The organism is Massilia sp. LXY-5, assembly GCF_059801075.1.
Genome location: NZ_JBNNEH010000009.1, coordinates 101,962 through 114,743, shown reverse-complemented (window position 1 = coordinate 114,743; position 12,782 = coordinate 101,962). Strand labels below are relative to the sequence as shown.

General features: G+C 62.6%; 11 protein-coding genes. 4 read left to right on the top strand and 7 right to left on the bottom strand.

Going from position 1 to position 12,782, the window contains the following annotated elements:
- The 4 genes from ACI48I_RS23925 to rpsL all read right to left on the bottom strand — a co-directional run.
- Positions 1-109: GTP-binding protein (locus tag ACI48I_RS23925; RefSeq protein WP_038204084.1), on the bottom strand; the 109-nt coding region annotated here is incomplete at its 3' end.
- Positions 110-193: 84 nt separating this feature from the next.
- Entirely contained in the window at positions 194-2,299 is a 2,106-nt protein-coding gene (fusA, locus tag ACI48I_RS23920) for an elongation factor G (RefSeq protein WP_193687474.1), read from the bottom strand.
- A gap of 89 nt (positions 2,300-2,388) precedes the next feature.
- Entirely contained in the window at positions 2,389-2,859 is a 471-nt protein-coding gene (gene rpsG / locus ACI48I_RS23915; protein WP_056336784.1) for a 30S ribosomal protein S7, read from the bottom strand.
- Positions 2,860-2,996: 137 nt separating this feature from the next.
- Positions 2,997-3,383: a 30S ribosomal protein S12 gene (gene rpsL, locus ACI48I_RS23910; RefSeq protein WP_056336781.1), complete on the bottom strand. Its 387-nt coding sequence runs from the start codon at positions 3,381-3,383 to the stop codon at positions 2,997-2,999.
- 364 nt (positions 3,384-3,747) lie between these two features.
- Here rpsL and ACI48I_RS23905 point away from each other — a divergent pair, with 364 nt between their 5' ends.
- Positions 3,748-5,511, top strand: coding sequence for a phosphoethanolamine transferase (locus ACI48I_RS23905; protein ID WP_498575701.1), 1,764 nt, complete (start codon positions 3,748-3,750; stop codon positions 5,509-5,511).
- Positions 5,512-5,522: 11 nt separating this feature from the next.
- Here ACI48I_RS23905 and ACI48I_RS23900 read toward each other — a convergent pair whose 3' ends face one another.
- Positions 5,523-6,689 carry a mandelate racemase/muconate lactonizing enzyme family protein gene (locus tag ACI48I_RS23900; RefSeq protein WP_498575700.1) on the bottom strand — a complete coding sequence of 389 codons (1,167 nt, stop codon included), beginning with the start codon at positions 6,687-6,689 and terminating at the stop codon, positions 5,523-5,525.
- A 98-nt stretch (positions 6,690-6,787) separates the two neighbouring features.
- On the opposite strand from ACI48I_RS23900, the gene ACI48I_RS23895 reads away from it, so the two are divergent.
- Positions 6,788-7,723, top strand: coding sequence for a LysR family transcriptional regulator (locus tag ACI48I_RS23895; RefSeq protein WP_498575699.1), 936 nt, complete (start codon positions 6,788-6,790; stop codon positions 7,721-7,723).
- A 54-nt stretch (positions 7,724-7,777) separates the two neighbouring features.
- Here the strand turns inward: ACI48I_RS23895 and ACI48I_RS23890 are convergent, their stop codons facing one another.
- Together ACI48I_RS23890 and ACI48I_RS23885 are read right to left on the bottom strand one after the other, a co-directional pair.
- Positions 7,778-8,917, bottom strand: a complete 1,140-nt coding sequence (locus tag ACI48I_RS23890; RefSeq protein WP_498575698.1) for a PEP-CTERM sorting domain-containing protein — start codon at positions 8,915-8,917, stop codon at positions 7,778-7,780.
- Between the two features lie 222 nt (positions 8,918-9,139).
- Positions 9,140-10,360 carry a YeeE/YedE family protein gene (locus ACI48I_RS23885; protein ID WP_498575697.1) on the bottom strand — a complete coding sequence of 407 codons (1,221 nt, stop codon included), beginning with the start codon at positions 10,358-10,360 and terminating at the stop codon, positions 9,140-9,142.
- Between the two features lie 408 nt (positions 10,361-10,768).
- Between ACI48I_RS23885 and ACI48I_RS23880 the strand changes: the two genes are divergently transcribed.
- Together ACI48I_RS23880 and ACI48I_RS23875 are read left to right on the top strand one after the other, a co-directional pair.
- On the top strand, positions 10,769-12,037 hold the full coding sequence (locus ACI48I_RS23880; RefSeq protein ID WP_498575696.1) for an efflux RND transporter periplasmic adaptor subunit: 1,269 nt from the start codon (positions 10,769-10,771) through the stop codon (positions 12,035-12,037).
- A gap of 30 nt (positions 12,038-12,067) precedes the next feature.
- Entirely contained in the window at positions 12,068-12,775 is a 708-nt protein-coding gene (locus ACI48I_RS23875) for an ABC transporter ATP-binding protein (protein ID WP_193687481.1), read from the top strand.
- Positions 12,776-12,782 lie beyond the last annotated feature (7 nt).

The window sequence follows — 12,782 nt, the reverse complement described above, 5'->3', positions numbered from 1 at the left end:
ACAGGACGGTTGCGATTGCTGCGGTCAGCGTGGTCTTGCCGTGGTCAACGTGTCCGATGGTACCGACGTTGACGTGCGGCTTGGTCCGCTCGAATTTACCTTTTGCCATTTTGATCTTCCTTTAAAAGAACGATTTATTTGTGTTTTGTTGTTCAGCCTGCCGAGGACTGGCCCCGGCAGGCGGATATTGCTATTACTTCGACTTGGCCGTGACGATCGCGTCGATCACGTGCTTAGGCGCTTCCGAATAGTGCTTGAATTCCATCGTGTAGGTTGCACGGCCTTGGGTCGCCGAACGCAGCGAGGTCGAGTAACCAAACATTTCCGACAGAGGCACTTCGGCTTTGATGATCTTGCCACCGCCGCCTGGGATTTCGTCCATGCCCTGCACCATGCCGCGGCGGGACGACAGGTCGCCCATCACGGAACCGGCGTAGTCTTCCGGCGTTTCCACTTCCACGGCCATCATTGGCTCGAGGATGACTGGCGATGCTTTGCGGCAGCCGTCCTTGAATGCCATCGAACCGGCCATACGGAACGCGTTCTCGTTCGAGTCGACGTCGTGGTACGAACCGAAGGTGACGGTGACTTTCACGTCGACGACCGGGTAACCAGCCAGCACGCCGGCGGTCAGGGTCTCGCGCACACCTTTTTCGACCGCAGGGATGTATTCGCGAGGAATCACACCGCCCTTGATGGCGTCGACGAACTCGAAGCCCTTGCCCGGCTCTTGCGGCTCGATGGTCAGGACTGCGTGACCGTACTGGCCGCGACCACCCGACTGCTTGACGAACTTGCCTTCGACGTCCGACACCGACTTGCGGATCGTTTCGCGGTAGGCAACCTGTGGCTTGCCGACGGTGGCTTCGACGCCGAATTCGCGCTTCATGCGGTCAACGATAATTTCCAGGTGCAGCTCGCCCATACCACCGATGATGGTCTGGCCCGACTCTTCGTCGGTACGCACGCGGAACGACGGATCTTCCTGTGCCAGGCGGTTCAGGGCCAGGCCCATCTTTTCCTGGTCGGCCTTGGTCTTCGGCTCGACAGCCTGCTGAATGACCGGCTCAGGGAAGACCATCTTTTCCAGCGTGATGATCGACGAAGGATCGCACAGGGTTTCGCCCGTGGTCGCTTCTTTCAGGCCGACTGCAGCGGCGATGTCGCCGGCGCGGACTTCCTTGATTTCTTCGCGCTGGTTCGCGTGCATCTGCAGAATACGACCCAGGCGTTCCTTCTTGCCCTTGACCGGGTTGTAGACGGTGTCGCCCGAATTGACCATGCCCGAGTAGACGCGGAAGAAGATCAGCTGGCCGACGAACGGGTCGGTCATGATCTTGAATGCCAGCGCCGAGAATTTCTCGTCGTCGGCAGCGCGGCGGGTGGTCGGCTGGTCGTCTTCGTCCGTGCCGCCGACTGGTGGAATGTCCACTGGCGATGGCAGGTATTCGATGACGGCGTCGAGCATGGCTTGCACGCCCTTGTTCTTGAACGCGGTGCCGCACATCATCGGGACGATTTCCGACGCGATGGTACGCTGGCGCAGGGCTGCCTTGATGTCGGCTTCCGACAGGTCGCCTTCTTCCAGGTACTTGTTCATCAGCTCTTCGGTCGCTTCAGCAGCGGTCTCGACCAGCTTCTCGCGCCATTCGTTGGCTTGATCAACCAGTTCGGCCGGGATGTCGCGGTAGTCGAACTTCATGCCTTGCGAAGCGTCGTCCCAGATGATTGCTTTCATCTTGACCAGGTCGACCACGCCCAGGAAGTTCTCTTCCGCGCCGATCGGGATCTGCAGAGGGATCGGGTTTGCCTTCAGGCGAGCGCGCATCTGCTCGTAGACCTTGAAGAAGTTCGCACCGGTACGGTCCATCTTGTTGACGAAGGCCAGACGTGGCACTTTGTACTTGTTAGCCTGGCGCCACACGGTTTCCGACTGTGGCTGCACGCCGCCGACTGCGCAGTAAACCATGCAGGCGCCGTCCAGCACGCGCATCGAGCGCTCGACTTCAATGGTGAAGTCGACGTGGCCCGGGGTGTCGATGATGTTGATGTGGTGCGGCTCGAAGTTGTTGGCCATACCCTTCCAGAAGCAGGTCGTCGCTGCCGAGGTAATGGTAATGCCGCGTTCCTGCTCCTGCTCCATCCAGTCCATGGTCGCGGCGCCGTCGTGCACTTCGCCGATCTTGTGGTTCACGCCGGTGTAGAACAGGACGCGTTCGGTGGTGGTGGTTTTACCAGCATCGATGTGAGCGGAGATACCGATATTGCGGTAGCGCTCAATGGGGGTCTTGCGTGCCATAATTTTTCCTAAATCTTTGAATGGACAAAACCGGGCGGCATCTTGTTATCAAAATGTGCCCGGCCTGAACAACAGATGCTGCTTTGTGCTTAGAAGCGGAAGTGCGAGAACGCCTTGTTCGCTTCAGCCATACGGTGCACTTCGTCACGACGCTTCATGGCGCCACCGCGCATTTCAGCCGCTTCCATCAGTTCACCGCCGAGGCGTTGTGGCATGGATTTTTCGCTGCGCTTGTTTGCGGCTTCGCGCAACCAACGCATGGACAGCGCCATACGACGGACCGGACGAACTTCCACTGGCACCTGGTAGTTGGCGCCGCCGACGCGGCGGGATTTCACCTCGACCATCGGCTTGCAGTTGTTGATCGCGGCCGCGAACACTTCCAGCGGGTCCTTGCCCGATTTGGTCTGGATATGTTCAAACGCACCGTAGATGATGTTTTCAGCGACCGACTTCTTGCCGGACAACATCAGAACGTTGACGAACTTGGCGACATCCGTATTGCCGAATTTTGGATCTGGCAGGATCTCGCGCTTGGGTACTTCACGACGACGTGGCATTTCAATTCCTTCCTATCTTCAGTTGAGTGCTGATCCAGCACTCGCGAGGGCCATCATGACCACTCACTTACTCGACCTTACGGCCGGCTCAACTTAACTTTTAAATGTGACCCCGATGTGACCAGGACCGCAGAATATTACTTCTTGGCGCCGGCCTTGGCGCGCTTCGCACCGTACTTCGAGCGAGCTTGCTTACGGTCTTTCACGCCCTGGGTATCCAGTGCACCGCGGACCATGTGGTAACGCACACCCGGCAAGTCTTTCACACGACCGCCGCGCAGCAGGACAACGCTGTGCTCTTGCAGGTTGTGGCCTTCACCGCCGATGTACGAAATGACTTCGAAACCGTTGGTCAGGCGAACTTTGGCGACTTTACGCAGAGCCGAGTTAGGCTTCTTCGGGGTCGTGGTGTACACACGGGTGCAGACACCGCGCTTTTGCGGGCAGTTTTCAAGTGCCGGCGACTTGCTCTTCACAACCGCGGCAACGCGCGGCTTGCGAATCAGTTGATTGATGGTTGGCATCGTTCCTAATCCAACAAAGTACTACAGTTGATGACCCGAACATGAGGTCCGGGGACTGAAACCTAGTCCCGAATGACTACTAGCTACGGCGACGAAAGCCACTCACCGAAGGAGCGGCTGCGAATGCGTAAGCGATGTGCAGAATAAATCGAGAACTCGCGAGTATAGACTTGTCGCAATCTGCGGTCAACCGATTTGCTGATTTGATGGGCAGCCCCGCGGCCGAAGACGCAAACGGCTGTGGTAGTCCTGACACACAGAGCAGCGACTCCCTGCCTGCTTGGCGGCAGAGAAATCGCTTTTCCGGCCGCATTTCCTGCGCCAAAGGCCGGATAATAGCCGACCTTTATCGTCCCCGTTCTCCATGCGACCTTTGCTGCGCCCCGCCAACCTGACCCTCGTCCTCACTTACCTGGTGCTGTCGGTGGTGCCCCTGTTTCCGCTGGCGCTGGGCCTGCCCGTCACGCGCCCGGCCCAGCTGGCCGGCATGGCCGTGTTCGCCTGGATCGCCGTCTGGGCCCTGTTCAAGCGCCCGGCCTGGTTCCACTGGCTGTTGCTGCCGGCCTTTATCGCGCTGCCGGCCGAACTGTATTTGTATCTCTACTATGGCCAGGGCATCTCGACCCACCACCTGGGCATCATGGCCGAGACCAGCCCGATGGAGGCACTGGAATTCCTGGGCGCGCGTGCCTGGCTGCTGCTGGGCGTGATGGTGGGCGTGGTCGCCTGGTGGGCGGCGACCTGGCGCATCGCGCTGGCGACGCGCGACTTCGACTGGAACGACCGCTCGCGCCCGCTCGTGCTGGGTCTGCTGCTCGTCGCCCTCGCCCTGTTCGCCTACGGGCACAAAACGAATGTCGCCGCGGCCAAGGGGAGCGCCCCGTCCGCCTTCACCCTGCCGCGCCTGCCTTCCTGGGCGCAGCCGCCCTTCGACATCAAAGCCTTTGCCCAGTCCTGGCCCTTCGGCGTGGTGGCGCGCGGACTCGATTTTTACAAGGAACGGGTGTATCTGGCGGACCTGAACCGGAGAAGCGCCGCGTTCCGCTTCGGCGCCCGCCAGGCCGATCCGGCCCATTCTCCGGACGTGATCGTGATGGTGCTGGGAGAATCGGCGCGCTTCGACCGCTGGAGCCTGAACGGCTACGCACGCCCGACCAATCCGCTGCTGTCGCAGGAAGAAAATCTGGTGGCCCTGCAGGACCTGATCACCTCGGTCTCGGCCACGCGCCTGTCGGTGCCGGTCATCATTTCGCGCAAACCCGCGATGCAGAGTCTAAAGGACGGCTTTACCGAAAAATCCTTTATTACAGCCTTCAAGGAAGCGGGTTATAAAACCTTCTGGCTGTCGAACCAGATGTCCTTCGGTAAATTCGACACGCCGGTCTCCGTCTTCGCCAAGGAAGCGGACCAGGTCGAATTCCTGAACCTGGGCGGCTTCCGGGATAACTCGAATTACGACGAGGCGCTGCTCAAGCCGTTCGCGCGCGCGCTGGGCGACCCGGCCGCAAAAAAGCTGATCGTCCTGCACACCCTGGGCAGCCACTGGAATTACGCGCAGCGCTATCCGGCCCGCTTCGACCAGTGGAAACCTTCGCTGGCCGGAGTATTGAAACCGGTGGTCACCGATACCGCGATCAAGCCGCAGCTGAACAACAGCTACGACAATTCGATTTTATATACGGACTGGTTCCTGGCCCAGCTGATCGGCAACCTGAAAGTGTCGAACAAGGCGGCGGCGCTGATGTACGTGGCCGATCACGGCCAGACCCTGTTCGACGGCAGCTGCCGCCAGGTTTTCCATGGCCATAATACGCAGTACGAATTCCACGTGCCCGCCTTTGCCTGGTATTCGGACAGCTATGGCGCGCGCTTCCCCGACAAGGTCGCGCAGCTGCGCGCGCACCGGCAAGCGCCCCTCTCCACCGAGAACGTGTTCCATACGCTGGTCGATTTGGGCGACATCCGCTATCCGGGCGAGACGCTGGACCGCAGCATCGCCAGCGCCCGGTTGAAGCGGCATACCCGCTATGTCGACAGCTATGGCTGGACCGATTACGACAACGCGAGAATCCGCGGCGATTGCCACGAGGTGATCGACAAGGGAACGCCGCTGCCGCGCTCCAGATAGCGGCCGGGCGTTCAGGCCGACAGCTTCTGCATCTCGGCGTACAGGTCCGCCTTGCCTTCGAAGCCGATGCCGGGCAGGTCCGGCATGGTGATGTAGCCGTTGTCGACCCTGACCCCGTCCGGGAAACCGCCGAAGGGCTGGAACAGGTCCGGATAGGACTCGTTGCCGCCCAGGCCCAGGCCGGCCGCGATATTCAGCGACATCTGGTGCCCGCCGTGCGGGATGCAGCGGCGCGGGGACCAGCCGTGCTCGCGCAGCATGTCGAGGGTACGCAGGTATTCGACCAGGCCGTACGACAGGGCGCAGTCGAACTGCAGCCAGTCGCGGTCGGCGCGCATGCCGCCGTAGCGGATCAGGTTGCGCGCGTCCTGCATCGAGAACAGGTCCTCGCCGGTCGCCATCGGATTCTTGTAGTAATTGCGCAGGGTCGCCTGCAGCTCGAAGTCAAGCGGGTCACCCGGCTCTTCGTACCAGAACAGGTCGTACTGCGACAGCGCCTTGGCGTACTGGATCGCGGTATCGAGGTCGAAGCGGCCGTTGGCGTCCACCGCCAGCTTCTGGCCGTCCTGCAGCACGGACAAGACGCTGTCGATGCGGCGCAGGTCCTCGTCGAGCGAGGCGCCGCCGATCTTCTTTTTCACCACCGTGTAGCCGCGGTCGATGTAGCTGCGCATCTCGTCCTTGAGCTTGTTGTGGTCCTGGCCCGGATAGTAATAGCCGCCGGCCGCGTAGACGAAGATCTTGCGCTCCGGCTGACCGTTGCCGTAGCGGTCGGCCAGCAGCTGGAACAGGGGTTTGCCCTCGATTTTCGCCACCGCATCCCAGACCGCCATGTCGATCGTGCCGATGGCAACCGAACGCTCGCCGTGGCCGCCCGGCTTTTCGTTGGTGAACATGCAGTTCCAGATCTTGTGCGGGTCGAGGTTGGTCCCGGCGTCATCGACCAGCGAGGCCGGGTCGGCTTCCATGATGCGCGGAATGAAACGCTCGCGCATCAGCTTGCCCTGGCCGTAACGGCCGTTCGAATTGAAGCCGTAGCCGACCACCGGCTTGCCGTCCCTGACCACGTCGGTGATCACGGCGACCAGGCTCAGCGTCATCTTGCTGAAGTCGATATACGCATTCCGGATCGGCGAGCTGATGGGCAAAGTTTGTTCACGGATTTCTACGATTCTCACGGCTGTCTCCTGGTGTGGTCTGGGGCATGGAAAGCGATAGAGTAAATCGTGCGGACCGCCCTATAATTCACTTCAATTCAATTATTAACTGAACTAAAGTGAAGACTGAACCCACGTCCGACATGCGTTTCTTCGTGCTGGTCGCGCGCCTCGGCAGCCTGGCCGCGGCGGCGCGTGCCATCGACCTGACCCCGCCCGCGGCCACCAAACGCCTCGCGGCCCTGGAAAGCCGGCTCGGCGTGCGCCTCTTGAACCGCAGCACGCGCAGCGTCAGCCTGACGAGCGAGGGCGAGACCTACCTGCGCCACGCGACGCGCATCCTGGCCGAGATCACGGAAATGGAAGACGAAGTGGCGCAGGGACGCGCCACGCCGCGCGGGCTGCTGCGGGTGAACGCGACGCTGGGGTTCGGACGCACGACGATCGCGCCGCTGGTATCGCACTTTGCGGCGCGCTATCCGGAGGTGGAAGTGCAGATGGAAGTGACGGACCGGCCGGTCGACCTGGTGGAAAGCGGCTTCGACCTGGCGATCCGCTTCGGCGCGCTGCCGGATAAACGCCTGAACGCGCGCCGCATCCTGTCGAACCGGCGCTTTCTATGTGCTTCGCCGGCCTACCTCGAGCGCCACGGCAGCCCGCGCAGCCTGGCCGAACTCGCCGATCACCGCTGCATCATCCACCGCCAGAACGACGATGCCTACGGGATCTGGCGCTTCCTGCAAGGGGAGGACACCGAAGTCGTCAAGGTTCACAGCATGTTGTCAAGCAACGACGGCGACATTGTCCTCGGCTGGGCGCTGGACGGCCACGGCATCCTGATCCGCTCGGAATGGGACCTGGCCCGCTACCTCGACAGCGGCAGGCTCAGGATCGTACTGCCCGAGTTTGCCCTGCCGGCGGCCGACCTGTTCGTCTACTACCCGAGCCAGAGAAACCAGACGCTCCGCGCGCGTGCCTTCATCGATTTCCTGGTCGAGCATTTCCAGGGGCCGCCAGAGCGGCCGGCGCGCGGCGCGAAGACAAAGCCGGGTTAACGAAAAAAGGCCAACTGAGTGCAGTTGGCCTTTTATTTTTTACCTTCGAACGACTCAGGCCTTGCGCTTGCGGCTGACGCCGAACGCTGCGGCGCCCAGGCCCAGCAGCATCAGGGTTGCCGGTTCCGGCACATCGTTCTGGGCCGGACGTGCGATGACATTACCGGCCAGGTTCAGGGTCAGGTTATAGCCCGAGTACAGCGTGCTGGCCGCGTAGCTGCCCGATGGGGCCAGGTCCGCCAGGGTCAGCTGGTAGCTGGTGCTGTAGCTGCCCAGCTGGTTGGCGAGGAAGGAGGCCATGAAGGCCTGGCTGGCGCCTGCAGCGATGTTGCTGTAGGTGTTCAGGTTGGTCGAGAACATGCCGTTGCCGGTACCGGTCTGGTTCACGCCGGTCAATTGCAGGCCGACACGGTTGCCGCCGCCATTAAAGATCGAAAAAGCCTGGTCGCCGACGCTGTCGCCCAGGTAGACCGAACCGAAGTCCAGATTCAGGGTCAGTGCCGAGCTGCCGTCGAACGATTGCGCTGCGTGCAGCAGGTACTCGTAAGTTGCGCTCAGATTGCCGGTCCAGTTGACGGTCGACGTCGTGGTTGCCTCGCTTGGGAAGCTGTTCGCGGTCGTCTCGGCCGACAGCGCTGCCGTCTGCGTCACGCCGAAGGTGCCGCTGCCGGCGTACGCATCCAGTGCGCTCGAAGCGACCGAGAAATTGTAGTTCGCCGTTTGCGTCGCCGCGCCGTCGGAACAGGCATCTTTCCGTTTCGCTGCACAGGAATCGGTCTTGATGAGCGTGCTCGAGGTGGTCGACGCACCCGTCACCACGGCCTTGACCGTGCTGCTGCCGGAGCCCGATGCGGTTTCACTGGTGTTGTTCGAACCGGCCGTCGTGCCGGCCGAGGTGACCGCCGTCGTCTGCTTGTGTACGGACTCGGTGAGATTCACCGTCACGCCGGTCAGGACACCGGTGTTGGGGTTGAATTTGGCGACCTGGGTGGTGCCGAGGGTCACCGAAGAAGTGGTAGGACCATTGGTCCTTGCGCCGCCAACGAGCTTGTCCGACACGGAGTCGGACAGGTCGAAGCCGACCTTGGCGGTGGTGGTCGAGTTCGGAATGACGGCGGCATGTGCAAACATCGGGGCCGACAGCATGGCGCCAAAGGCGGTGATCAGGGTGGAACGCAGCAGGTTTTTCGACATGGTTCGCTTTCAGTAGGTTTGGACGCGTCCGTATGAATGTCGGACTTTTCAGTTACCCATGCTGAGTTAGCAATTACCGTGCCTGTATTGCAACTTATTGATCTATAAGGAAATAAAATAGCCGGTCGTCAATACGCAGACCGGCTTGTAAAGTTTCTCGACAATAATATTTGTTGCAAAAAAGATTTCGATTGTTAAATTCAGAAACCCGTTTCTTTGTGTTCAGCAGGCAGCCAGCTTGACGCGCTCGACTTCCAGGCCGAACAGCGGGCGCAGGCGCGTCCCGAACACGTTGCCGGCAAACGCGGCGACCAGCCACAGCCAGCCGTGCAGGCTGCCCGAGACGATGCCGCTGAAATAGGCGCCGATGTTGCAGCCATAGGCCAGGCGCGCGCCGAAGCCGAGCATCAGGCCGCCGACGGCTGCCGCAATCAAGGAGCGCAGCGGCAGGCGCCAGACCGGAGCATAGCGGCCGGCCAGCGCCGCCGCCAGCATCGCGCCGAGCACGATGCCGAGGTCCATCATCGAGGTCACGTCATGTGAGACCGGCGCCGCCAGCGCGGCGGCATTCGCCTTGGTCGACCAGTAGGCCCAGCTCGGCGTGTCGATGCCGATCAGCGCCGCGCCCTTCGCGCCCCACAGGGCAAAGGCCGAGGTCACGCCCCAGGGCCGGCCCGACAGCGCCAGCGTGGCGAAATTGAGCAGCACCAGCGCCAGCGCGCCTGCCACTAGCGGCCACGGGCCGCGCAGCCAGGGCGAACGCGGTGCGCGCTGCGCCTCCGGCACCACCAGCCGGCCGTGGCGGCGCTTTTCGACGACCACCGTGATGGCCGCGATCGCCGCGAACACGATCCAGTTGAGCAGCAGCGCCGGCGCCAGGCCCAGTGTCTTGACGAGGGAGATCGGCTGCAATTGCGGCAGCGAGGTCCAGAACGGCATGTAGGCGGTGGCGACCACGGAGCCGACGATGAAGAAGAACAGGGTCACCAGCATGCGCGTGCTGCCGCCGCCGACCGTGTACAGGGTGCCGGAAGCGCAGCCGCCGCCGAGCTGCATGCCGATGCCGAAGATGAAGGCGCCGACGATCACCGAGGTGCCGGCCGGCGACACCAGGCCGGTAACGGGATTGCCGAACAGGCTGCCGTTGGCAAGCGCCGGGAAGAACAGCGCCACGCCGACGGCGAGCATGAGCATTTGCGCGCGCAGGCCGGCGCCGCGGCCGTCGGCAATGAAGACGCGCCAGGCGGAAGTAAAGCCGAAGGCGGCGTGGTACAGCGAGATGCCGAGCAGCGCGCCGACCACGAACAGGGCGGCGATCTTCGCGCTGACGGCCTGCGACAGGTACAGGGCGCCGAGTACGATCAGCAGGAGGGCGATACCGAGCGGGCGCGCATTGATGTCGGCGCGGCCCGGCAGGGACGAAGGAGTAGTAGCGATGGACATGGTGGAAGGGCCTGATGGTGGCCAGAAACGGAATGCACCATTTTCGCGCGTTTACGCTTTTTCTGCAGTTCCGCCCGCCGTTTGCGGATAGTCGCAAAACCCTGCGCGCCGAGCAGGGCATGCCCTCCTCGGACACGCGTAGCCAGGTTTCGAATGCGCTCGCCGACAGCGGTGCCCGTAGGACGGGCTTGCCCATGCGGATTGAACACACCGAGAGCGCCGCAGGCAACAGCCCCACCTCCGCACGCCATTCGAACGGACACGCCCGTGTCCGCGTACGTACGGACGCCCCTGTACGGACAGGCCGGACACCCCGTCCGCGCGCCCGGTCACCAATGGAATCAATGACTTAAGGCCTGGCACGGATCGTGCAATAACGACAGCATTCACGTCGTTATCGAAACCATCATGATCCGCGATACATCCCATCAAGACACCGTCGTCACCGCCCCGCCGGGCCAGAAAACGAAACGTCGCGCCCTGCTGATCGGCGGCGCCCTCGCATTGATCGCCGTGTCCACCCTGCTGCTGAAAAGCTGGCGCGACAGCGAGCATTCGGTCAGCGCCAGCCGCCTGCGCATCGCCGAAGTCAGCCGCGGCACCCTGGTGCGCGACGCTTCCGTCAACGGCCGTGTCGTTGCCGCCGTCAGCCCGACCCTGTTCTCGACCGCGCCGGCCACCGTCAATTTGAAAGTCGCGGCCGGCGACACCGTCAAACGGGGCGACGTCCTCGCCGTGCTCGAATCGCCCGACCTGTCCGACGCCCTGAAACGCGAACAATCCACTTACGAACAATTGAAAGCCGAGGTCGCGCGCCAGCAGATCCTGTCGCGCAAGCAGAAGCTCCTCGCCCAGCGCGAAGCCGACGTCGCCGAGATCGAGCGCCTGTCGGCCCAGCGCACGCTGGAGCGCTACGAGAGCGTGGCGCAGGTCGGCGTCATCGCCAAGATCGACTACCAGAAAGCCAAGGACGCCCTGAACTCGGCCGGCATCCGCGCCAGACACGCCACGCAAGCGGCCACGCTGGAAGGCGACGACGTGGCGCTCGCCATCCGCACCAAGACCAACGAGATGGAGCGCGCCCGCCTGTCGATGGCGAACGCCCAGCGCCGCGTCGACGAACTGACGGTGCGCGCCCCGGTCGACGGCTTCATCGGCACCCTGAACGTGCAGAACCGGATGGTGGTCGCGGCCAATGCGCCCCTGATGACCCTGGTCGACCTGTCTCGCCTCGAAGTCGAACTCGAGGTACCGGAAACCTATGTGTCCGACATGGGCCTGGGCATGACGGCCGAAATCACCCTGCCCTCCGGTACCGCCAGCGGCAAGCTGGTCGCCCTGTCGCCGGAAGTCGTGAAAAACCAGGTGCTGGCCCGGGTCCGTTTCGACGGCGAGCAACCAAAAGGCCTGCGCCAGAGCCAGCGCGTCACGGCGCGCCTCCTGATCGAAGAAAAGCCGAACGTCCTGATGCTGCCGCGCGGGCCCTTCGTCGAAAGCGAAGGCGGACGCTTCGCCTACGTGGTCCAGGACGGCATCGCGACCCGTACCCCGATCCAGCTGGGCGCCACCAGCATCTCCGCCGTCGAAATCGTCAAAGGCCTGAAACCGGGCGACAAGGTCGTCGTCGCCGGCACCGACACCTTCGAGAACGCGAACCGCATCTCGATCAACCATTAATAAGTAAAACCTCTCCTGAAAGGACATCCCATGCTGCGCATGACCAACCTCTCCAAGGTGTACCGCACCCACATGATCGAAACCCACGCGCTGCGCGGCTTCGAGATCCAGGTCAACCAGGGCGAATTCGTGACCGTCACCGGTCCTTCAGGCTCGGGCAAAACCAGTTTTCTCAACATCGCCGGCCTGCTGGAGGAATTCACCAGCGGAGAATATGTGCTCGACGGCGTCAACGTGAAGGGCATGGACGACGACGCCCGTTCGCGCCTGCGCAACGAGAAGCTGGGCTTCATCTTCCAGGGTTTCAATCTGATCCCCGATTTGAGCCTGTTCGACAACGTCGACGTCCCGCTGCGCTACCGCGGCTTCAATGCGGCCGAGCGCAAGGAACGGATCGAGGACGCGCTGGCCAAGGTCGGCCTGGCCTCGCGCATGAAGCACTTCCCGGCCGAGCTGTCGGGCGGCCAGCAGCAGCGCGTGGCGATCGCGCGCGCACTGGCCGGCTCGCCGAAGCTGCTGCTGGCCGACGAGCCGACCGGTAACCTCGACACGCAGATGGCGCGCGGCGTCATGGAACTGCTGGAAGAGATCAACGCGGCCGGCACCACGATCCTGATGGTGACCCACGATCCGGAACTGGCCGTGCGCACCACGCGCAACGTGCACATCATCGACGGCCAGGTGTCGGACCTGGTGCGCAAGGGGCCGACCCTGGCCGCCAGCGTGGCGTCGGTTTGATCGGGGA

Coding starts and splice junctions, on each gene's coding strand:
- ACI48I_RS23885 (WP_498575697.1), bottom strand. CDS start 10,360: ATGTCCATCGCTACTACTCCTTCGTCCCTGCCGGGCCGCGCCGACATC.
- fusA (WP_193687474.1), bottom strand. CDS start 2,299: ATGGCACGCAAGACCCCCATTGAGCGCTACCGCAATATCGGTATCTCC.
- ACI48I_RS23880 (WP_498575696.1), top strand. CDS start 10,769: ATGATCCGCGATACATCCCATCAAGACACCGTCGTCACCGCCCCGCCG.
- rpsL (WP_056336781.1), bottom strand. CDS start 3,383: ATGCCAACCATCAATCAACTGATTCGCAAGCCGCGCGTTGCCGCGGTT.
- ACI48I_RS23875 (WP_193687481.1), top strand. CDS start 12,068: ATGCTGCGCATGACCAACCTCTCCAAGGTGTACCGCACCCACATGATC.
- ACI48I_RS23905 (WP_498575701.1), top strand. CDS start 3,748: ATGCGACCTTTGCTGCGCCCCGCCAACCTGACCCTCGTCCTCACTTAC.
- rpsG (WP_056336784.1), bottom strand. CDS start 2,859: ATGCCACGTCGTCGTGAAGTACCCAAGCGCGAGATCCTGCCAGATCCA.
- ACI48I_RS23890 (WP_498575698.1), bottom strand. CDS start 8,917: ATGTCGAAAAACCTGCTGCGTTCCACCCTGATCACCGCCTTTGGCGCC.